15 protein-coding genes are annotated in these 22210 nt (G+C 63.8%); 1 reads left to right on the forward strand and 14 read right to left on the reverse strand.

Going from position 1 to position 22210, the window contains the following annotated elements; all coding sequences use genetic code 11:
• Positions 1-11: 11 nt before the first annotated feature.
• From ACOOHP_RS05380 to serA, 11 genes are all read right to left on the reverse strand, one after another.
• Complete coding sequence (locus ACOOHP_RS05380) at positions 12-3173, reverse strand: efflux RND transporter permease subunit (protein ID WP_420465429.1); 3162 nt, start codon at positions 3171-3173, stop codon at positions 12-14.
• Complete coding sequence (locus ACOOHP_RS05385) at positions 3170-4630, reverse strand: efflux RND transporter periplasmic adaptor subunit (RefSeq protein ID WP_420465430.1); 1461 nt, start codon at positions 4628-4630, stop codon at positions 3170-3172. The genes ACOOHP_RS05380 and ACOOHP_RS05385 overlap by 4 nt, the downstream gene beginning before the upstream one ends.
• Positions 4631-4665: 35 nt before the next feature.
• Complete coding sequence (locus ACOOHP_RS05390) at positions 4666-5943, reverse strand: TolC family protein (RefSeq protein ID WP_420465431.1); 1278 nt, start codon at positions 5941-5943, stop codon at positions 4666-4668.
• A gap of 88 nt (positions 5944-6031) precedes the next feature.
• The gene (locus ACOOHP_RS05395) at positions 6032-6436 is read right to left on the reverse strand and encodes a hypothetical protein (protein WP_420465432.1); all 405 of its coding nucleotides are present in this window, start codon (positions 6434-6436) and stop codon (positions 6032-6034) included.
• A 741-nt stretch (positions 6437-7177) separates the two neighbouring features.
• On the reverse strand, positions 7178-9097 hold the full coding sequence (locus ACOOHP_RS05400; RefSeq protein ID WP_420465433.1) for a tyrosine-type recombinase/integrase: 1920 nt from the start codon (positions 9095-9097) through the stop codon (positions 7178-7180).
• Complete coding sequence (locus tag ACOOHP_RS05405; protein WP_420465434.1) at positions 9087-10517, reverse strand: hypothetical protein; 1431 nt, start codon at positions 10515-10517, stop codon at positions 9087-9089. The genes ACOOHP_RS05400 and ACOOHP_RS05405 overlap by 11 nt, the downstream gene beginning before the upstream one ends.
• Before the next feature lie 118 nt (positions 10518-10635).
• Positions 10636-11718 (reverse strand): tyrosine-type recombinase/integrase, encoded by a 1083-nt coding sequence (locus tag ACOOHP_RS05410; RefSeq protein ID WP_420465435.1) that lies wholly within the window; start codon positions 11716-11718, stop codon positions 10636-10638.
• A gap of 308 nt (positions 11719-12026) precedes the next feature.
• Positions 12027-12365, reverse strand: a complete 339-nt coding sequence (locus ACOOHP_RS05415; RefSeq protein ID WP_420465436.1) for a BON domain-containing protein — start codon at positions 12363-12365, stop codon at positions 12027-12029.
• Between the two features lie 234 nt (positions 12366-12599).
• The gene (locus tag ACOOHP_RS05420) at positions 12600-12830 is read right to left on the reverse strand and encodes a CsbD family protein (RefSeq protein WP_420465437.1); all 231 of its coding nucleotides are present in this window, start codon (positions 12828-12830) and stop codon (positions 12600-12602) included.
• A gap of 392 nt (positions 12831-13222) precedes the next feature.
• Positions 13223-13999 carry a thioesterase family protein gene (locus ACOOHP_RS05425; RefSeq protein ID WP_420465438.1) on the reverse strand — a complete coding sequence of 259 codons (777 nt, stop codon included), beginning with the start codon at positions 13997-13999 and terminating at the stop codon, positions 13223-13225.
• A 25-nt stretch (positions 14000-14024) separates the two neighbouring features.
• Positions 14025-15260 carry a phosphoglycerate dehydrogenase gene (gene serA / locus ACOOHP_RS05430; RefSeq protein ID WP_420465439.1) on the reverse strand — a complete coding sequence of 412 codons (1236 nt, stop codon included), beginning with the start codon at positions 15258-15260 and terminating at the stop codon, positions 14025-14027.
• 276 nt (positions 15261-15536) lie between these two features.
• Between serA and ACOOHP_RS05435 the strand changes: the two genes are divergently transcribed.
• Complete coding sequence (locus ACOOHP_RS05435; protein ID WP_420465440.1) at positions 15537-15752, forward strand: hypothetical protein; 216 nt, start codon at positions 15537-15539, stop codon at positions 15750-15752.
• Positions 15753-15880: 128 nt separating this feature from the next.
• Here the strand turns inward: ACOOHP_RS05435 and ACOOHP_RS05440 are convergent, their stop codons facing one another.
• From ACOOHP_RS05440 to mutS, 3 genes are all read right to left on the reverse strand, one after another.
• A complete protein-coding gene (locus tag ACOOHP_RS05440) occupies positions 15881-18022 on the reverse strand; it encodes a DUF1302 domain-containing protein (RefSeq protein WP_420465441.1) in 2142 nt (713 codons plus the stop codon).
• Positions 18023-18085: 63 nt separating this feature from the next.
• Entirely contained in the window at positions 18086-19447 is a 1362-nt protein-coding gene (locus ACOOHP_RS05445) for a DUF1329 domain-containing protein (RefSeq protein WP_420465442.1), read from the reverse strand.
• Between the two features lie 134 nt (positions 19448-19581).
• On the reverse strand, positions 19582-22149 hold the full coding sequence (mutS, locus tag ACOOHP_RS05450) for a DNA mismatch repair protein MutS (RefSeq protein ID WP_420465443.1): 2568 nt from the start codon (positions 22147-22149) through the stop codon (positions 19582-19584).
• Positions 22150-22210 lie beyond the last annotated feature (61 nt).

Here is a 22210-nt window from a genome sequence, read left to right on the forward strand (position 1 = left end):
CCGCTGGTCGGTCAACCCGATGAGCCTTCGTTCGATAAGGGATTCCTGCTCAAACGCCGCCGCTGCATCAGCAGATACGCCGCCGGGATCACGAACATCGATAGCAGCGGCGCCGTCACCATGCCGCCGACCATCGGCGCGGCGATGCGCTGCATCACTTCGCTTCCGGTGCCCGCGCCCCAGAACAGCGGCAGCAGGCCGGCGATGATGACGGCGACGGTCATGGCCTTGGGCCGCACGCGCAGCACCGCGCCCTCGACCAGCGCCTCTTCCAGATCGGCGACAGATCGCATCGCGCCGCGCTGCTCGCGCTGCGTGATCGCCTGTTGCAGGTAGAGCAGCATGATGACGCCGAACTCCGCCGATACACCCGCGAGCGCGATGAAGCCCACGCCGCTCGCCACCGACAGGTTGTGGCCCAGCCCGTAGATCAACCACAGGCCGCCGACCAGGGCGAAGGGAAGCGTGGCCATGATGAGCAGCGCCTCGCTGAACTTGCGGAACGTCAGATATAGCAGGAGCAGAATGATGGCGAGCGTGAACGGCACCACCAGTTGCAGACGCTTGGCCGCACGCTCCAGATACTCGAACTGTCCCGACCAGGCGATGGAGTAGCCGGCGGGCAGTTGCACCTGCTCGCCGACGATGCGCTTGGCCTCGGCCACGTAGCCGCCGAGGTCGCGCCCGCGAATGTCCACGTAGACCCATCCGTTCGGGCGCGCGTTCTCGGACTTGATCATTGGCGGGCCGTCGGCGATCTCCACGCTGGCGATCTGGCCCAGGGTCACGGTCGCGCCCTGCATGGTGACGATGGGCAGCTCGCGCAGGTCATCGAGCGAATCACGCAGATCGCGCGGATAGCGCAGGTTGATCGGGAAGCGTTGCAGGCCCTCGACCGTCTCGCCGATGTTCTCGCCGCCGATGGCGAGCGCAACGATGCGCTGCACGTCGGCAATCGACAGACCCAGCCGCGCAGCCGCAATCCGGTCTGGGTGAACTTCGATGTAGCGTCCGCCGGAAACGCGCTCCGAGAACGCAGACGAGGTGCCGGGTATCTGCTTGACCACGCGCTCCACGTCCGCACCCAGACGCTCGATCACGTTCAGATCCGGTCCGGCGATCTTGATGCCGACCGGCGACTTGATGCCGGTGGCGAGCATGTCGATGCGATTGCGGATGGGGTTGACCCAGACATTGCCCATGCCGGGAATCTTCAGCGCCGCGTCCATCTCCTCGATCAGCGCTTCGGTGGTGAGGCCCTCGCGCCATTCGGCCTTCGGTTTGAGCATCACCGTGGTTTCGACCATCTCCAGCGGCGCCGGATCGGTCGCGGTCTCGGCGCGGCCGATCTTGCCGAACACGCGCTTGACCTCTGGAAACGTCTTCAGGATGCGGTCGGTCTGCTGAAGTATCTCCGCGCCCTTGCCGACGGCCAGGCCCGGCAAGGCGGTCGGCATGTAGAGCAGATCGCCTTCATCCAGGGGCGGCATGAACTCGCTGCCGAGTTTCAGCGCGGGCCAGATCGACGCCGCCATCAGCAGCACCGCGATGACCAGCGTCGCACGCGGGTGGCGCAGCACCGCATGAATGCCCGGCCGGTAGATCGCAATGAGAAAGCGGTTGAGCGGATTGCTCTGCTCGTCGCGGATGCGTCCGCGGATGAACCAGACCATCAACACCGGGATCAGGGTCACGGACAAGCCCGCCGCCGCCGCCATCGCATAGGTCTTGGTATACGCCAGCGGCGCAAACAGCCGCCCTTCCTGTGCCTGCAAGGTGAACACCGGCACGAAGCTCAGGGTGATGATGAGCAGGGAGAAGAACAATGCCGGCCCGACCTCGGCAGCGGCCTCGGCCATCAGCTTCAGTCGCTCCTCGCCTTCGGGGTCGCGCTCGCCGTTCGCGTGCTTCGAGTGCTCCAGCTTCTTGTGCGCGTTCTCGATCATCACCACCGCGGCATCCACCATCGCGCCGATGGCAATCGCAATGCCGCCCAGCGACATGATGTTGGCGTTGATGCCCTGCATCTTCATCACCGTGAACGCCATCAGGATGCCCAGCGGCAAAGTGAGAATGGCGACGAAGGCCGAGCGCAGGTGGAACAGGAACACCGCGCAGATCAGCGCGACGACGAGAAACTCCTCGATCAGCTTCGTCGTGAGGTTCGCGACCGCGCGTTCGATCAAGGTGGAGCGGTCATAGGTCTCCACGATCTCCACGCCCTTGGGCAGGCTGCCCTTGAGAACTTCCAACTTGGCCTTGACCGCCGCGATGGTGCTGGCCGCATTGGTGCCGGAACGCAGCACGATCACGCCGCCCACCACTTCGCCCTCGCCATCGAGTTCGGCGATGCCGCGCCGGGTCTCGGGGCCGAGCTGCACGGTGGCAACGTCGCGCAACAGGATCGGCGTTCCGTTTTCGCCCAGGCCCACGGGGATGGAGTGAAAATCATCGAGGGTCTTCAGATAGCCGCGGGCGCGCACCATGTATTCAGCTTCGGCCAGTTCCAGCACCGAGCCCCCGGTTTCCGCGTTGGCGTCCTGCACCGCCTTGACCACGGTCTCAACCGGCAGCTTGTAGGCGCGCAGGCGATCCGGGTCGAGCACGATCTGGTACTGCTTGTTGAAGCCGCCGAGCGTGGCGACCTCGGCCACGTTGGGCACGGACTTCAGCTCGTACTTGAGGAACCAGTCCTGCAAGGCACGGAGCTGGCTGATGTCCTGCCCACCGGTTCGATCCACCAACGCGTATTCGTAGATCCAGCCGACGCCGGTAGCGTCCGGCCCCAGCGCCGCACGGGCGTTCGCCGGCAGGCGACCCTGCACCTGGCTCAGGTACTCCAGCACGCGCGAGCGCGCCCAATACAGATCGGTGCCGTCCTCGAACAGGATGTAGACGAAGCTCTCGCCGAACAGCGAGTAGCCGCGCACGGTCTTGGCAAAGGGCACCGACAGCATGGTGGTGGTCAGCGGATACGTGACCTGATCCTCCACCACCTGGGGTGCCTGGCCCGGATACGTCGTGCGGATGATGACCTGCGTGTCCGACAGATCCGGCAGCGCGTCCAGCGGCGTGGTCAGGGTGGAATACGCACCCCAGGCCGCCAGCATCAGCGCGGCCATCAGCACCAGGAAGCGGTTGTAGATACTCCAGTGGATGAGGCGCGCGATCACGGGGCGTTCTCCATGCGCGTGCCGGACATCTCGCCCATGCCGGTCTCGGGCTTCATATCGGACATGCCTTCCATCGCCGGCATGGAGTCGCCTTTCATTCCCTCCATTTCGGACATGCCCTCCGGCATGCCCATGCCCGCGCCCATGCGCTGATACGCACCGAGCAGACTGGCCTCGGAGTCGATGAGGAACTGGCCGGATACGACCACGTTCTGCCCGGCCTCCAGGCCCGACAGGATCACGGTCTCACCCTCGCGCTCAGGTCCGGTTTCGACCTGCGCGGGCCGATAGCGGCCCGCATCTTCCGCAATCATCACCACCGTGCGCGTGCCGGTACGGATCACCGCCTCGGTCGGCACCAGCAAGACCTCGCGCTGTGCGCCGCCGAACAGGGTCACGTCGGCGAACATGCCGGGGCGCAGCGCACCGTCGGCGTTGTCGAACACCAGCCGCGCCTTCAATGTGCGCGTCATCGCGTCGAGCTGCGGGTACAGATAATCCACGCGGCCCTCGAACACTTTTCCGGGCAGCGACTTGAGTCGCGCTTCGGCGCTGCGGCCTTCTCTCACCCAGCCGGCCTGCACCTCGGGAACCTCCACCAGCAGCCAGACCTGGGACAGATCGGCGAGCTTCATCAGCGGCATGCCGGGCGCGATCTGCGCGCCCTCGCGCGCCATCAGCTCCATCACGAATCCCGAGGCCGGCGCGAACACGCCGGTTTGGCTGCTCGCACCCGTGCCGCCGCCGAGCAGTCGCAGGCGCTGCTGGCTGGCCTGCACGAGCGACGCATCGCCGCTGGATTCGGCCAGCTTCAATTCCTGCCGCGCGGCAAACAGTTCTGGCGAGTAGAGCGCGGCAAGGCGCTGCCCCTTATTCACCACATCGCCTTCGGCACGAACATCGAGCCGCTCGATCCAGCCCGCCGCGCGCGATTCCACGGTGACGATGCGCCGCTCATCCAGCGCCACGCTGCCGACCGCATCCACGCGCTGCCAGAACGTGCCGCTCTTGGCCGGCGCCACGCGCAGGCCCAGGTTCTGAGCTATTCGCGGGTCGATCTGCACCACGGCGCCTCCGCCCGCACCGCCTTCCTCGTCCGCGTACTTGGGCACCAACTGCATGTCCATGAAGGGCGATTTGCCGGGCTTGTCGAAATGCTGGTCCGGGCGCATCGGGTCGTACCAGTACATTGGCTCCTTGTCGGCGCTGGCCATCGCCTTGACGCCAGCGGGTGCCTCGGTGCGCTGGGTCAGCTTCATGCCGCAGATCGGGCAGGCGCCTTTCTCGTCCTGCCGCACCTGCGGGTGCATCGAGCAGGTGTAGTAGGTCTTGCCCTCGGCGCTCACCTTCTTTTCGAGCTGATGCTTGTGCGGCGCATCGGACTGCGCCAGCCACCAGCCGCCCGCGCCGAAGACGGCGACGGTTGCAGCCAGGGCCACGATGGATTGGGTTTTCATGCTCACTCTCCAGCTAGGAATTCGGTGGGTTTCGATCAGGGCGCGAAATAGCGCAGTTGCACCTGGTGCTTCGCTGCGTCGGCTTGCAGATCGAGCTTGTGCATGGCGATGTCGAGCGCACGTCGGCGCGCGTCGAGCACGTCGCGCAGAGCGCCAGATCCCGCGCCATAGGCAGCCAGTGCGGCGTTCACCCGCGATTCGGCCTGAGGCAGCAGCAGGGTGTCGTAGCGCGACAGGCGCTCCTGCAGAAGCTGCCAGTCCTCTGCATTCATGCGGATCTCGCTGCGGTGCTCGCGCAGGGCGTCGTCGAGTCGAAATTCCTGCGAGGCCTGCATGCCCTGCGCGGCGTCGAGCTGACGATCCTGCCGCCTGCCGGTGAAAACCGGCAGCGGAATCTCCACCTGCACCTGCGCGTAATCGGCGAATTCCGGGCGATGCCCGTAGCCCACGGTCAAGGCCCAATCCGGTCGATAGTCCTGAAGGGCAAGCTGCACGTCGGTTTCGGCCGTGGCGACTTTCCTCGCTTCGGCCAGGAAGTGCGGATGCGTGAGCAGAGCCGCGGACAGGGCCGCGACATCCGGCGCAAACTCCGGCGGCAGTTCCGGGCAGATCAGGCCGAAGGCCGCTTCGCCAATCCAGCGCGCCAGGCCATTGCGATAGTGGCGCGACTGCTGCGCGTAGCCGGCCACCTGGTCGCGCAGGGACTCCGCCTCCACTTTCGCCGCCAGCACTTCGGCCTGGCTCCCACGGCCCGAGGTGTAGGCGATCTCCATCGCCTGAAACTGTCGCTCCGCCTCCGCGAGGCTGCGTCTGGCGAGCCGTCGCGATTCTTCGGCCTTCCACACATCGAGCCAGGCGAGGCCCGTTTCGCGCGCGATCTTGCGCTCCGTGGCCAGGCGCTCGGCATCGAAGGTCTGTGCTTCGTGCTCCGCGCGCTCGCGCTGGAGTCGGCGCTTGTCCGCGCGCGGAAAATCCTGCCGGATGCCGGCCATGATCTGCGTGTCGGATTCTTCGCGCAGCGTGAAGCGGTTAGCGCCTTCGAGCGTCAGGTCGCTGATACCCAGGCTCAGCCGTGGATCGGGCAGTTCACCGGCTGCGATGGCGCGCTGCCGCGCAGAGCGCGCCTCAGCGTCCAGCGCCTCGAGTTGAGGTTGGCGCTGCACGGCAAGCGCAGCGGCGTCGTCCAGGCTGAGCGCAACGAGTGCATCGGGCGCGTCCTGAGCGGTCGCGATGGCTGGAAGTGCAAGGGAAAGGGCCGCGAGAAATATCGGGCGGGCAAGACGGATGGCACGAACAGCCGGGGAAATCGACATGGCAGCCTCTCGATGACAGGGGAGGTGCAGCCGGATCGGCTGCACGGGTCATGAGCCGCCCCGCGCGAAGCGCGAGGGCGGGCGGCGCTTACAGCCGCAGACGTGCCGTGCTGAGGTAGGTTCGAGTCCCGCTGCCGGAGGGCGGGCCGCGTGCAGGCGGCGGCAGGCCGAGCGGTCGTGCCGCTGGTTCGATCACGTTCCAGGCCGCGACGGGCAATGACGCGAAGACCGGCAGGTCGAGCGCCGTCGCTTGCGTCAGTACGCCCGGCTGCTCCTCGTCCAGAGCGGTGCTGGCGACGACATCGCAGCAGCCGGATTCGTCTTCGATCTGCTGCGGATCCTGATCATCAGTCTCTGCCGCAGAGTGCGCCGTGTGCGCTTGCGGACAGCAACACACCGCGCGCACCACATCCAGGCCGTCCATCCGGCACGCGTAGCCCGTCGTGACCCACGACAGGCTGACGACAAGCAGGAGGCTGATGAATTGGCGCATGGGCGTTCGAAACGGACTGGGCACAGCGTAAACCCTGGAGCAGCCCTAGGGTCAAGAACTTCATGTCCGCTGCACCGCGATCCGTGTCCATTGCTCACCAGGGCGTGCTCGGGCCGTCCTGGCCACTGAATCAGCAGCAGTGTGGCTGGATGACCGCTAACCACTCGGCCGGGAGTTGTGGAGCTTCGTCCGCTTGGGGCTGGTTCTTGTCGCTCAGAAGCGGTACAGCCGAATGGCAGCGTTGCGTGCTCCACCGCAGTCCGAGTGTGGTCCTGACGCCGGAGCGCATTAGAGGTCTCTCAAAAGCTGGTACCACTATTTCTGGCCTGATGGCTGAGGCAGAGGAACTACTCGGCCGGTGTTCGATTCGTGGCTATCTCTATAGCGTTGCAGGTCGGCAAGCGCCGTGAAGAGCTTGGATGTAACCGATGCGAGCAAAGCTCGCTGCGATGCTAGCTCGGATCGACAGACCCGCAGCCGTGCTCGCGTGTACATTAACGCAGACGCCTTCCGATCACGCTGAGTTCGGACCCCCTTTCCAATTTTCTCTCTGATTAGCTCCGCAATGTCTGGATACCGCGTATGGATAGTGGAAGGCGCGATGCCAGCTTCCACGGCCACGCTGCTGATCGAAAGCCGTGCGTTCTTAGGAACTTTGGAGGCTCGCCCCTTCTCGATCCTCAGAATCGCCAGTCGAAGGTCCTTGGTGCGCGAATCTTTCCTGCTCACAGATAGCCCCCGCTACTTGCCGTCTTCACTATTCGCCGATAAGCGCAGCTCGGCCACACTGGTTCCGAGCGGTTCGAGAATCCTGTCGAAGCTATCGAGGCTGCGTCTCACGAGGTCGGCCCCGCTTGGACCACAGTCGGAAAGTCGCTCGACCTCCAGCATCTGTAGCGCAAGGCCCGTCCATACTTTTTTGTGCTCCTCGGCGACCACCGCCCCGTCGCAGTCAGCGCAATGGGTCGCGTCGTAAAGGCCTTGGCCCCCACAGGTAGGTAGGCCACTTGAGATGCACCAACTATGGCCCGTGGATCGGAGAACGACGCCTTCTGCGAGGCCCTTGGTAAGGTCGGCGAGTCGCTTGGGAGTCGCACCGCGAAACTCGGGCTTCTCGCGTTCGCCCGATATGTGACGGCCCGCCTTTCCACTGAGCGTAGTTCCCGGCGTCAACCAGTTGGCTACTACTGCTGTCTTGTGCAGCAGCATCTCGTTCGCGATTTCATCGATTAACTCTTTCTCGCGCTCGTCGTGCATCGCGTATAACTGCGTTGTCTCGATTGACCAGTGCTGAAAGTGTTGCTTGAGATACCTGAGATCGCCGGCGCACTGGTGGGTCACCGTGACCGCAAATGTTCTCCGCAGGACGTGAATGGAGAGGGGGCATGTCAGGCCCGCGCGCCGTGACATTGTCTGAATCCAATACCGCGCACCGACGCGCCCGACGACATTGCCGGCACCTCGCCCGTTTCCACGGGGCACAACGATGAATAGGTGGTCTTGCGAGTACGACAGCCGGGCAAGCGACCTGATCAAGCTCTTCCTGCCGGGAGAGTTGGCGCCCAGCGCTGCCAGCTCGGCCTGCATTGTTTTGATTTTCTGGGCGAGATGATCTCGTCTGTCCTTGCTGAGGTTCTCCAAAATTCTGATGATCTCCCCTACGCGGCGTGGCGCCATCCAGACAGCGGCTTCGGCACCTTTCTTCCGCATTTTGAATGTGCGGCCTCTTAGCCAGCCAATCACTCTGCCCTCGATCTCGGTCTCGTAGTAGCACCCCGCGCGCAGGTCCAGAAGTTCGCTGATACGCAACCCCACGAGCAGGCCTAGTTCAATGAATGCTGCGGCCATGCACTGCGTCAAGCCCGTGCCTATCTCTGCCAAAGGCATTCCCTGGCTGACCGCATAATTGGCCAGATCTTTCCGATAGCGCGCGTGTCCGGATTGGAGGCCGCGGTTATCTCGCCGCCACGCCTCGACCCGTAGGTGGAGGGGATAGAGTGAATCGAATTTGGATAGGCAGTCTTCGCAAGCAAGGAATAGCGATGTCGACTGGGTATCCGAGAGTGCCTTTGTCCGGGGGCGCCGTGGTCCCCGGTTTATGTAGTCGGACATGAAGCTGAGATCTCCGCGTTCCAGCGGAGCGAAGGTCATCGAGTCGGAGATGTGTTGTCGCATGTCCCATGCGAGCGAAAGCACCGAGAGGGCCCCGTGCAGTCCGAGCGGGCTTCTCGCCTTCAGCCCAGCCTTGCGTTTTACCTTGGAGTCCTTTAGCAGGGTCGCGTAGCTTTGGACGTGAATCGGTCGAACATCCGCGAAGCACGACAGGCCGATGCTTGCAAGGTACTTTGTCAGGTGAAGAATCTTCGGGATGGTAGAGACGACGGTGGTTGTCTCGGGCGCCCCTTGGCCGGGTCTGCCGTACCGCCAGTACGCGATCACCAACTCAAGCACAGAATCGTGCCAGCCGGAGGGGATGGAGGCGGTGCGGAGCTTCGCCTCCGGATGCCACGTGCGGCAGTGGTAGGAGAAATCGATGACGGCGTCGCCGTAACGAGATAGGACGTCAAAGGTGCCGCTCTCGTCTGGACAGAACGTCACGGGCATTCCATGGCGGCTGTCGCGAGGCGCAGATAGGAGTTTTTCAAGTGCTTCAGCGTGCATCGTAAGTCTCGCTCAGCAGAAGATCGTCGTCGCGCATGCGGACCCAGAACGGGTGCGGGTTGTGTCGAGCACGGTCCCTAGCGGATATCGCCTTTGGTCCGAAGATCGATGGAATGACTTCGTCCATCACCCTGATCGCAAACCTCGTCATCCCAGAGATGGGCATGTGGCGCAGCTTTTCGGCATTGCGTTGCAGCAACCAATAGAACGAGTAAAGGCGCCATAGGTCGTCGTCATCACCTGACACGCAGTGATTCGGACACTTGAAACAATGGAGCCACCGTTGGCAATGTGTTACCCCGTCATTGGGCGCGTAGCGCCCTTTTTTGGTATCGCTGCATTTCCCCAGTGGCGTCTTCTCGGCGGAAGCTGGGGTGCCGTTGCGCAGACGGTTCTCATACGTGTGAAGTGCCGCCGCAAATTCAGTCGCGGCGTCAGGCGGCGCGGACAGGTAATGGATCGCCGCGGTCAACGGACTGTTGTTGAGAAGCTTCGCGACGACGAATGGGTCGCCTCCGGATAATTCGTAGGCTCTCGATGCAAGCGTCGCTCGTATTCTGCGCAAGTTGATTCGCAGGGGCTTTCCGTCGTCTCCCGTTATGGCATATCGCGCCGCCAGCCTCTGATGAATGCACGTGGAAACATCGGCGTTTGTTAGAGGAACCGACTGTCCGGCACGTGCGCTTGCTCGGCTTCCAAGTGGGGGGCGCAAGAATGCGTAGTGCTTGTGCTGAACGTCCACCAAGTCAACGGCGGGGGCCGTTTTGGCGAGAACTTCGCGATACAACGTGACAAGATCGGTGGGCACCGTGGCGAACTGATCAACGAGTTCGGACCATTTCGCTGAAGCCTTCACCGTCCTCAGGGCTCGCAGTTTGTACCCGACCAAGAGCCAGTAATCCTTTCGAAGCGGATGAGGGCGAATCGCATCGCGGCTGAGTTCTAGCAACGGAGTGGCATTGAAGCCTGATCGGAATGCAATCAGCAGGAAATACACGACGAGTTCCTCGAGAGGGGCTAGCACGGATGTCCCAGCGCGAATGCTCTGCAAGTCCTTGGCGAGACAGCCCAGGAGTTCTGACCGCTCCCTGCGCGAATAGGGCAGTGTTGCTCGCTGCGCGGCTTTCGTTTTCGGGAACGGGTTTGGTGGTCGGATTTCCGCAAGCGGCTTCGAGAGTCCGATCTGAGATGCGAACTTCAGGAACAGCAGAAATCTCTGAAAAACCTTTGCAGCTGTCGTGTAGTTCAGACGCTGGCGCAGATCAGCAGCCAGCCGTAGGGCTAGATCGGGGTCGATGTCATTGAAAGTCAAAGGCCTGCCAAGCGACGCTGCGGCTTCAACTAGCCATGGGAAGATTTGGCCTTGAAATGTGCGGACGAGCCCTGAAACGGACGAGGGGCTGTAGACCTTGTCGCGCAATGCTTGCGCAGCGACCAGCTGCAGGCCCCTGGTTATCGGATCGATCCCGCGTCCCAGGAATGGCTCTAGTTCGAATGTCGTCCCGCGGGACCGAGCCGAGTCGGGAACTACGATGATGTCAGCCACTGGTCGAGCCTCCGGCGAGGAGGGCTGTCAGGTCATTCTGATATTCGTCCATGATTGATTCAGCCACGGCATCGACGTAATGCAAGTACTTTTCGGTGGTCTTTACCGACGAATGGCCCAGCCGGTCGCGAATGTAGAGCAACGCATTGCCGACATTGCGCGACTTCGCTAGCGCCGCCAGCATGTGCGTCGCGTAGGTATGGCGGAGCATGTGTGGGTGGATTTGCAAGCCGGTGGCGCGGCTAGTTCCGCGATAGATCGACCAGACCGTCTTTCGGTCGAACGGTCCTCCATCCTCGGTCAAGAACAGCGCCGCCGAGCCAGACGTACTGAACGCCGCTCGCTGGGCGCGCTCGAGATTCCGGTAGGCCCAAAGCTGGGCCATCACGTCGCGATGGACGTGGATCGTTCGTTCGACGTTGCCCTTGGTTCGCATCTCGTTCGGGCGTAACGCGATCGCGAAGTACTGTCGGCGGTGCGGCAGGGTGTGCGGATCTGCGAGGTACGTGACGGGGAAGGTAACTAGCTCCTCCGTTCGAATGCCCGTGTCGAGTTGCAACTTCGCCATCAGCCGATGGCTTTTGTTCTTCAGCGCGACCAGGAACGATGAGACCTCGCCAACTGATAGCACCTTTAGTTGGCGGCGCGACGCTTTGAACTTCACGTCGGCGACGGCTTTGGTGGTCGGCGGCGTGACGGCGTGGGACAGAAAGTCGTTGCGACCCCCGATCTTCCGTTCTTCGAACCCGAAAGGCAGTTCTGCGATCCATCCGCGACGGTGGGCAAAGTCATAGAAGCGTACGATCAGGTCCAATCGGGCATTGATCGTGTCGACCTCGTGCTGCTTCTCCTCAAGCGCCCAGGTGCGGTAATCCGCTACCAGCGATGGCTGCCCCTGGATACGGGGTTCCGACCAGCTTCGCCCCTGTGCTTCTAGAAAGCTGAAGAAGTCCTTGAACGAGTAGCCGTACGCCTGCCACGTCTTTCGCGACTGGGCCCGAGCCCGGTGCAAACAGCAATGGACCAGAAACTGGAATACCGGTTCTAGGGGCTCGCCTGAATCGAACAGCAGCAAGGGGAAGCCCTCTCTGGCAATTCCCCCCAGGCGCAAGTCGCCTGTTGACCATACCAACTGCATGTCGCGCCTCGAATCTCTGAGAAAAAGACCAGAGTTCCAGACGTTTCAGGTAATGCAACACCCGGCATGCGACTTTCCATGTCCACGTGGACGATCTTGCGCGGGGGATCGGCTGCGGCGCTCACCGGCGCATGATAACGGCCGGTTAACTGCGGGGCTGAACGGCGAGAAGGCTGCAAAAAAAGACCCCGTCGGCCGTGCGGACGACGGGGTCGGATGGCAAATAGTGCCGAGCGCTCCCAAGTCTAGTTGGCAGCAACTTCCAGCTTGTTGTGAACGTCCTTGACTCCGGTGATATCGCGGGTGACGTTTTCCGCCAGTGCCACTGAGGCGTCGCTGCTGACAGCGCCCGACAGCGTCACCACACCGGCGCTGGTTTCCACGTCGATGCCGGCAGACTTGAGGTCTTCCTCGACGATCAGCGCCGCCTTGATCTTGGTGGTGATGGCGGCATCGGAGAGATAGTCGCCGGTCTTCTCGATGGCAGTCTTATTGGTGGCCTTGTCGTCGGCAACGCCGATGGCAGGCATTGCAGCCAAGCCGAACGTGGTTGCGGTGGCCAGAACGATCGCTTTGATTTTCATGTGAGCTCCTGTTTGGTTGGGGTAATTGGCCGGTCCTCGGATGAGCACGGATTCATTGATTTCGATTGATTTTGCCGGGATCGGAAAATCTCTAAATTGACTACAATCCGATATAAAGAGTCAGATAAACTGTGTTTCTGAATTAAATCATTCCGATTCTTTCACGGGAAATTCAGCACGTCCGGGGTTCCTGGTGTCGGCTGCGGGTGCGTTCCGCATCGGCATCCGCGGCGGTCAGTGCCCGGATCGAGGGCCTTGATCAGCGGTCTTGACCCGGTCCATCAGTGCCTGAATCTGCTCTTCGGCCTTGTCGCGTGCGATGCCGTAACGCTCCTGAATCCGGCCGGAAAGCCCTTGCAGATTGCCTTCCACCTGCAGCCAGTCGTCTTCCGTCAGCTTGGCCCATCGTTCCTTGGCCGCTCCCGCCAACTGCTTCCACTGCCCCTTCAGAGTGTCGCTGTTCATGATGGCGCTCCGATGATGCGTTGTGCGTGATCGCAAGATGTCACGACCGCATCATCGCCGTGCCGTACTGAATAGGTCGTGAATCTCGCATCTTAAAAGTCAATAAAAATTGTTTTTTCTGCCTCGATTTAATTTTCGAAAATATCCTTTTAGCCAACAAAATGAACAACCCGATTTTTTTGGCGCCTGATGTCGGAGGTGATCCCTCGACGCGGCGGTAGATCCTGCGTGCGATTCTCTGGCTGACGGTCTGAGCATGCGGATCGGCGTGCGACTACGAGATCGATCCTCGCCTATGGATGGACAGGCATTACGAAGGCGCGGCGCTGTCTCGCGGCGACCGTCACCGCGGTGATCGCCGTGAGCGGTGATCGCCGTGATAAGAGCAGGCCCTAACCGAATACCACCGTACTCTGGCGCGACAGTGCGACCGGTTGCAGATCCGGGCTCCACAGGGTGGCGGTCTGATAGGCGTAGCCGTCGCTCGCGGCGCTGACTTTGGCGTCCATCAGCCAGTAGCCGTCGGTCAGGTTCTGCGGGCGGTCATGCAGCAGCTCCAGGGTCCAGGTCATGGAGCTGGCCGGCGCCGGCCGGCGCAGCACTGAAATGGCCGGCGAGGGAATGGCGTCCGCCAGCGCGATCGCCAGGAACTCGTCCACGCGTGGCTCGTTGCGAAAGCGCAGATGGATCTGCGTGCGTGCTTCGGCGCCGCCGCAGAACGGCATCGCCCCGTGCGACCAGCGCTGTTCGACGAACTGCGTGAAGGCCGGCGACAGCCCCGGGAAGAAAGGCATCTGCTGCGATGCTTGCGGGTTGCGCGTCACGATCGGCGGCGGCGGCGTCAGCGACACCGCCGACGTGCGCGCACGTCCGAATACGGCCAAGGTCGCGCAGGCGACCTGTTCGCCGTCCAGGATCTGCGCCTCCGCCTGGATCACCGATTTGCCCTGGCGCAGCACGCGTGCACGCAGGTGCAGCTTTCCGGGCACCACCGGCCCGATGAAACTGGTCTGCACGCTGCGCAGCGGCACTTCGACAGGAACCCGGTCGCGCATCGCCTTGACCATCAGCGCGACCTGCAGTCCGCCGAACAGCGTGCGCCCCTGCGTCCAGGTCTCGGGGCACCGGACGCAGTAGCCATCACCCTCCGCCACGAGGGCGTCGATCATCTGCGCGAGCTGCATACCGGCGGCCTCAGTACAGCAGGCGCGTGCGCAAGGTGCCCGGTATGGCCGCGATCTGGTCGCGCAGCACCCGCGCGCGGTCGCCATCGGCATCCACGTCGATCACCACGTAGCCGATCTGGCCGGTGGTCTGCAGGTACTGCGCATCGATGTTGACCGCCGCGGCCGAGAACAGATTGTTGATCTGCATCAGCATGCCGGGCCGGTTTTCGTGGATGTGCAGCAGGCGGCGGCTGCCAGTGTGCTCGGGCAGGGAGACCTCGGGAAAATTCACCGCCGACAGTGTCGAGCCGTTGTCGCTGTAGCGGATCAGCTTGGCCGCCACCTCGATGCCGATGTTCTCCTGCGCCTCCAGGGTGCTGCCGCCGACATGCGGGGTCAGGATGACGTTGTCCATGCCCACCAGTTCGGACACGAAACGGTCGTCGTTGCCCTTGGGCTCGACCGGAAACACGTCCACCGCTGCGCCGGCCAGGTGACGGCTCTTGAGCGCACCGGCCAGGGCTGGAATATCCACCACCGTGCCGCGCGAGGCGTTGATGAACACCGCGCCCTTCTTCATCCGGCCCAGTTCCTGCGCACCGATCATGTTGCGCGTGGCGGTGGTTTCCGGGACGTGCAGCGAAACGATGTCGGAGCGCTCCAGCAGTTCCGACAGATTGGCTGCGGGTGCGGCGTTGCCCAGTGCGAGCTTGGTTTCCACGTCGTGATAAAGCACGCGCATGCCCAGGCCCTCGGCCAGTACCCCGACCTGAGTGCCGATATGGCCGTAGCCGACGATGCCCAGCGTCTTGCCGCGGACCTCGAAGCTCCCGGCTGCCGACTTCGACCAGCCGCCGCGGTGGCATTCCGCGTTCTTTTCGGGGATCCGACGCATCAGCAGGATCGCCTCCGCCAGCACTAGTTCGGCCACGCTGCGGGTGTTGGAGTACGGCGCGTTGAATACCGGGATGCCGCGCGCCTGCGCCGCCGCCAGTTCGACCTGGTTGGTGCCGATGCAGAAGCAACCGACCGCCATCAGCCGGCGCGAATTCTGGAACACGGGCGCGGTCAGGTGGCTGCGCGAGCGAATGCCCACGATATGGGCTTCGGCCACCCGCTCTGCGAGCTTTTCCTCGGGCAGCGATTTCTCGTGATATTCGATCTGGCTGTAGCCGGCGGCTTCGAAACTCTTGACCGCGGTCTGGCTGACGCCTTCCAGGAGAAGCACACGGATGTCGCTGCGGGGAAACGAGGTCTTGTTCATCCCAGGCACAGGTAGGGGGAAACGCGGCCGCGCAATATGCCACAGAGACCCGGGTCGACTCAGCACCTGGCCGAGTCGCAGCCGCACCACGACCGCCCCGGATCAGCTAATGTTCAGCCCGCAGGCCTATCGTGCCGGACTTCTTCGGCCAATCAAATAGGGGATTGCCGACGAGGAAAGCGAGTTTTCGCTTTTCTTGCAGGACGCCGTAACGCCTGCAGGTTTCGTGCAAGGTATTGCACCGGGTATGTCGAAGCACCATCACTGGAGAGAACCATGCGTATTCGTAACGTGCTGCTGTTGGCGGTATTGAGTCTGGGCCTGGGAATGACGGCCTGTCAGAAGAAAGAAGAGTCGCCGATGGAGAAGGCGGTGGACGCGGTTGGAGATGCCACCAACACGCGCGACAACGAAGAACTGAAGGACGCTGGCGAAGACGCGGCCGATGCAGTGGAAAACGCCGGCGAAGCGGTCGAAGAAGCGGTGGAGTAGTTCGTCGCAGGTACGCGACCCCGTTTTCGCCGCCGGGCCCGGGTGAGGTTCACCCGGGCTTTTCTTCGTCTGCCGTGCGGTGTTCGCGCGGTCGACCCCGTACGCGACCACCCGCGAGTCTGCCCCGCTCAGAACTGGTAGCCAAAGAAGACCAGCAGATTGTCGCGGTCGCGCAGGGCGTCGAGTTCGGCGCTGTCCTCGAAGTAGGTGTAGCGAATGTCCAGGCTGTACTGCGACAGATAGTCGAAGCGCACGCCGCCGATCAGTTGCAGACGGTCTTCCACGAAGTTCTGTCCCAGTCCGGGCGACACGCCGTAGACGTCGTGGAACACCGCGGTGAGAAATTCCACGTTGATGCCCCTGAACAGGCTGTCGTAGCGGGTGAGCACCACCGCGCGGTAGCCGACCGAATCGTCTTCGCCAAATCCGTGTGTGCGCTGGCGCGTCGGGTTCTGGCGCGCGGTGGGATTGCTGGCGTTGGTGGAAGCGTCGTCCGCGTCGGTGCGCACATCCAGCGGGTTGATGCCGACGCTGCCGTCACCGCCCGACGAGATGTGCGTGTTGACTTCCGCACCCTGGAACTGCAGCCGGTCCAGCCCCGGCATGTCGAACACCCGCGTCCAGCCGGTTTCGAACAGCAGCGAGATCTGCGAAGCGCGCAGGAGGTTGGCGCCGCCGATCACCCGAATCGCAGTCAGTCCGAGCTGGCCGATCTTCATGCGCTCGTAGCCGCGGACGTAGTCGTTGGCGCCGATCTCGGTGCCGCGGTAGATCGAGATGAAGTCCGGCACTGCTTCTCGGCGTCCCGGAATCGGTCCCACTCCGGTTTCGGGAAAGGCGGGCTGCAAGGCCGCGAAGGTCAGGTCGGTGGTGTGAATCTGGATCGGCAGGTTGTCGCGGTACACGTACTCGCCGGACAGCGCCCACTCGCCGACGTTGGTGTTGAACGAGGTGCCGTACATGCGGATATCTTCGGGGTACTCCACGATCAGGCGTGCGCTGCCCACGGGCACCGGCTCGCCGCCGAGCTGCCCGCAGGCCAGCGTGACCAGACCGTTGACGCAGGTGGCATCGGCGGCGATGGCGCTGACGCTGGGAATGCGCGAGTGATAGTTGGCGAAGTACAGCGCTACCTCGGTGCCGTTGTTGAACTCCGGTAGATAGGTGCGTAGCGCCAAGCCGTATTGGCCGCCGTCGTCCGGCTTGCGCCGGCGCTCTTCTTCGCCATCGCGCAGCAGCGTGCGGTCGGAACTGGAGCCCAGCAGACCCAGGGTGTCGTCCGGATTGCGGTCGGGCCGGTACAGCTGGTCGGGGTCCTCGGGTGCCTTGGCGAACGACAGCATCGCGAAGCGGCCGCCGTCGCCCAGGGTGTCCGACACCGAGAAGAAGCTGCCGACCGGGTCGACCAGGATCGGCTTCCATTGGTACTGGTAGAACAGCTCGAAACCGAGATCCTGGGTGACCTGGCCGTTGAGCGTCACCATGCCGACTGGGCGCGACAGTTCCTTGATGTCGAAGCCGGGGATGCGCAGGCGCGATTGGTCCGGCGGGTTCAGCGAGTTGAGCGAGTTGAGCAGCAGGAAAGAACTCTCGCCCCAGTTGATCACCTGATTGCCGAGCTTGATGCCGAAGTCGCGATCGAACAGCTCGAAGGATCGCGACACGAAGTAATCCAGCATCTGGAAATCGCTGCCAAGCTGATCCTCGCCGCGGTCGGAGAACGGCTCGCGAGCGGGTTGCAGGGTGGTGTCGGGGTGCAGGATGTCGTGGTCGGTGTACAACGCGTCGAAGAAATACAGTGAGCGCGCAAACACGTTCCACTGGCCCAGGCTGAAGTTGATGTCGGTGGTGATCTTGGCCGCGGCGTTGACCAGATCGTAGCGATCGAAGCTCAGGTTGCCGTTGTCGCCGTTGGGATTGAACGAGCCCGGCGCCGCCACGAAATCCAGATTGGATTGCGAAGGCGTACCCGGCGCGACGAGATTGCTGGTGGTGCAGGTGTCGCCGCTGAAGGTCGGCTGGCCGAGCAGGTCCGGACCGCGGTCCACGCACAGGCCAGGCTGCAGGTTGCTCTTGCCGATGAGGTCGTTGTCGCGGCCCTCCATGCGCATCAGCGCGCCGACCGTGAACAGGTTGTCGAAGCGCACCGGTACGCCCAGCACATCGACCTCGAAAGCCCGTGCGGGCATCGCCATTGCGCACATCGCAAGCGCGAGCGCGCAGGTTCCCGGGTGCCGCGATCCGCGGGCGCCGCTTGTTGTTGTTTTCATGTGGTTCTCCCCAAGCGCATTGCAAGCTTCGTATCGATCCGCGACCCATCGAGGCTGGTAGGCCTACTTCACGGCCATGCGTTGTACGGCGCCGGTCGTGAAGTGATCCAGCGCGTAGTCGGTGACTTCAAAGATCGGCGACTCGTTGCTCAGCTCCTGCACGAGGTAGCGGCTGGATTGCAGGTCGTACACCGTGCCGGCTACCGGCGCCACCCGGTACAGCCACGGCACCTGCCAGGAATGGGTTTCCTGTACGCGCCAGAGCTGGCCGCGACGGTCGTAGTTGTCCACTGCCAGGATGGTCCAGCTGTCCTCGTCGACGTAGAAGGTGCGGCGCGCGTAGATGTGAGAAGTGCCAGGCTTGAGTTCCGCTTCCACCACCCACACCCGATGCAGTTCGTAACGGGGCAGGTCCTGATTCAGGTGACCGGCCTTGGCGATGTCGGTGTACTTGAGCGCGGTGTCGCCGAGCTTGATCGAGTTGTAGGGCACCACCATCTCGCGCTTGCCCACCAGCTTCCAGGTGTAGCGATCGGTGGCACCGTTGAAAGCGTCCAGCTGATCGTTGGTGCGCAGTCCATCGGCGCCGGTTCCGGGATTGTCGTAGGCGACGCTGGGCGCACGGCGGATGCGGCGCTGGCCGGGGTTGTACTGCCAGGCACGGCGCGGCTCCTTGACCTGGTCCATGGTCTCGTGCACCAGCACCACGTTGCCGGCCTGGCGCTGCGGTTCGGTAGTGAGCTGCAGGAAGTAGATCAGTACGTTGTTCAGCGACTCCGGCGTGATGCCGTCCATGCTGTACTGAAAACGCACGTCCTCGCGTAACACGTAGGGCAGGAAGGCGCCGTTGGCCTGCACCGCGAGCTGCGCGTTGTAGCGCCGCAGCGAGACGCCGCGATAGCGCAGCTTGTGATTCCAGATCACCTCCACGCCCGATTGCGGAATGGGGAAGGGGATGCCGGTGATGGCGCCGCTCAGACTCTCGCCGTCGTTGTCTAGGCGCGCATTGAGCGCGTTCTTGCGGGTGGCCTGGTGGACATGCTCCGGGACCGCGACGGTGCGCCGGGTCGGGTACACCACCATCTTGTAGGTCTGGCCAAAGCGTTCCAGCAGCGCCTGCTGACCCTTGGTGAGCTGGGCGGCGTGCTGCGCCACGTTGGCGCGCGTGATCGTGTAGAGCGGCGCGTCGTCGCTGATGAGCGGGTACTGCGCCGGATCGCGTTCGCGGCCGGCGGCCGGTGGCGCGTCGGCCTGCAGGCCGCCCTCCCAGGCTGGAATGCGGCCGTCTGCGTTGGCCGCTCTTTCCGCTCCCAGCGGGGTCAGGTCGCGGTCCAGGCGTTCGGCTTCCGCTGGGCCGACTGCGCCAGCAGCTGCTGTCGCCCAGAGGTAGGTCGCGATCAGCGCGATGCGGATCGATGGCTTCATGAGGTTCTCTGTCGGTGAGACGTTGGAGGGCACCTTGGCCCCGAAGGCTGGGAGTCGAACTTCGCAGGCCGCTCGATGTCGTTTGCGGCGCAGTCTAGCGATCCGCGTCCGCTACGCCGTGTTGTCCGCGCCAGCTAGCACTGGCTCTTGAGTCGATACAGCCAGTCCAGTGCCTCGCGCGGACTCAGGCGGTCCGGATCGATCTCGTCGAGCAGCTTCAGCGCCGCCGAAGGAGGCGCTTCGAACAGCGACAGTTGCGGCGGCGCCGGCTGCGCGTTGTTCGCCGTCGGCTGCGGTTGCTGCTCCAGCTCGCGCAGATATCCACGGGCCGTGTTCACGACGCCGGCAGGCACGCCGGCCAGTGCAGCGACCTGCAGGCCGTAACTGCGGTTTGCGGGGCCGTCCTTGACCGTGTGCAGAAACACCAGCTTCTCGCCCCGGGGACCGAATTCGGCAGCGTCCAGATGTACGTTGGCCACACCGGGCACCGCCTGCGCCAGACGCGTCAGCTCGAAATAATGGGTGGCGAACAAGGTGAACGCGCCGACTTCGCGCACCAGATGTTCTGCACAGGCGCGTGCCAGCGAAAGTCCATCGTAGGTGGACGTGCCGCGACCGATCTCATCCATCAGCACCAGACTCGTGTCACTGGCGTTGTGCAGGATGTTGGCGGTCTCGGTCATCTCCACCATGAAAGTGGATTGGCCGGCGGCCAGATCGTCGCGCGAACCGATACGGGTGAAGATTCGGTCCACCGGTCCCAGGCGCGCCAGCTGCGCCGGCACGAAACAGCCGGCGTGGGCCATCAGCACGATCAACGCGGTCTGGCGCATGTAGGTGCTCTTGCCGCCCATGTTGGGACCGGTGATCACCAGCAGGCGGCGCTCGCCATCGAGCAGCAGATCGTTGGGTACGAAGGGCTCGCGCAACTGCCGCTCCACCACCGGATGCCGCCCCGCGCGGATCTCCAGGCTGGGCGTGTCGACGAACTCGGGGCGCGCCAGGTTGAGGCGCTCGGTAGCCTCGGCCAGGTTGGCCAGGCAGTCGATGTCGGCCAGCGCCTGCGCGGCCGCCTGCAATTCCGGCAGTCGCGCCACCAGATCTTCGATGAGCTGCTCGTACAGCTCTTTTTCGCGCGCCAGTGCGCGGTCGCGTGCCGACAGCACCTGATCTTCGAAACGCTTCAGGTCCTCGGTGATGTAGCGCTCGAAATGGGTCAGGGTCTGGCGTCGCGTATATTCCGGCGGCACCCGGGCAGCATGGGTCTTGCCGATCTCGATGTAGAAACCGTGCACGCGGTTGTAACCGACCTTGAGCGCGTCGATGCCGGTGCGCGCGCGTTCGCGGCTTTCCAGCTCCACCAGAAAGCCGTCGGCATGGGTGGACAGGCGACGCAACTCGTCCAGCGTGGTGTCGAAGCCGCTGCGGAACACGCCGCCGTCGCGCACCGCCACCGGCGGGCTGTCGTCCAGCGCCGCTTGCAGCGAAGCGCAGGTAGCATCGTGATGGCCCAGTTGCGCACGCCAGTGGTCGACGCGGGTTCCTTCCAGTGCCTGCAACTGGCGCTGCACGGCCGGCAGCGTGGCAAGCGTGTCGCGCAGCCCGATGAGATCGCGTGGCCGTGCCGAGCGCAGGGCCACGCGCGCCAGGATGCGTTCCAGGTCGGCAATGCCGCGCAGTTCGGCACGCAAGGCCTGGAAGCCGCCTTCGCGCAACAGCACGCTGATCGCGTCCAGCCGCTGTCCGATCTCGGCGCGGTCGCGGATCGGTCGCAGCAGGGTGCGGGTCAGCGCGCGCGAACCCATCGGCGTGACGCACTGGTCGAGCACGTCGAGCAGGGTGTGCTCGCTGGCGCCGAGCAAGGTGCGGTCGATCTCCAGGTTGCGCCGCGTGGCCGGGTCCAGTATCAGGCTGTCTTGCGGCGCCTCCACGCGCAGGCCGGTCAGGTGCACGGCTGCGGTTTTCTGGGTTTCCTGCACGTAGTTGAGCAGCGCCCCGGCCGCGGCGATGCCGGCGTCCAGCTCCTCGCAGCCGAAGCCGGCCAGGCTGGGAGTGCCGAACTGCGTGCACAGCAGACGACGCGCCGAGCCGGGATCGAAATGCCAGGGCGGCCGCATCACCGCGGTGTCGTCCGCAGACAGCGGGTCGGCGCCTTCGGCCAGCAGCAATTCGTTGGGCGCCACCCGCGACAGCTCGGCGGCGAAGTCGCGCGCGCTGTCGCTCTGGCTCAGGCAGAAACGGCCGGAAGACAGTTCCAGCCAGGCCAGTCCCCAGGCCTCGCCGATCCGGCACGCGGCCGCCAGCAGGCTGGCGCGCCGCGGGTCCAGCAGCACCTCGTCGGTCGCGGTGCCGGGCGTGACCACGCGCGCGATCTCGCGTCGCACCGGGCCTTTGTCGACACCGACGGCACCCACCTGCTCGGCGATGGCCGCCGATTGTCCCAGCCGCACCAGCCGCGCCAGGTAGGTGTCGAGCTGGTGATAGGGCACGCCGGCCATCACCACCGGTGCGCCCGCCGACTCGCCGCGCGTGGTCAGGGTGATGTTGAGCAGGCGCGCCGCCTTGCGCGCGTCGTCGTAGAACAGCTCGTAAAAATCGCCCATGCGGAACAGCAACAGGATGTCCGGCACCTGCGCCTTGAGCGCGAGGTACTGCTGCATCAGCGGAGTGTGTACGGCGGGGCTGGTAGCCGTCTTCGACATCGGGGCGGGGATCAAAGATTGCCCGTCATTCTAAAGAGTGTGCCGGCTCGCGTTCCGGCGC

Source organism: Panacagrimonas sp. (genome assembly GCF_965216805.1).
In the GTDB taxonomy this organism is placed as follows: Bacteria; Pseudomonadota; Gammaproteobacteria; order Nevskiales; family Nevskiaceae; genus Panacagrimonas.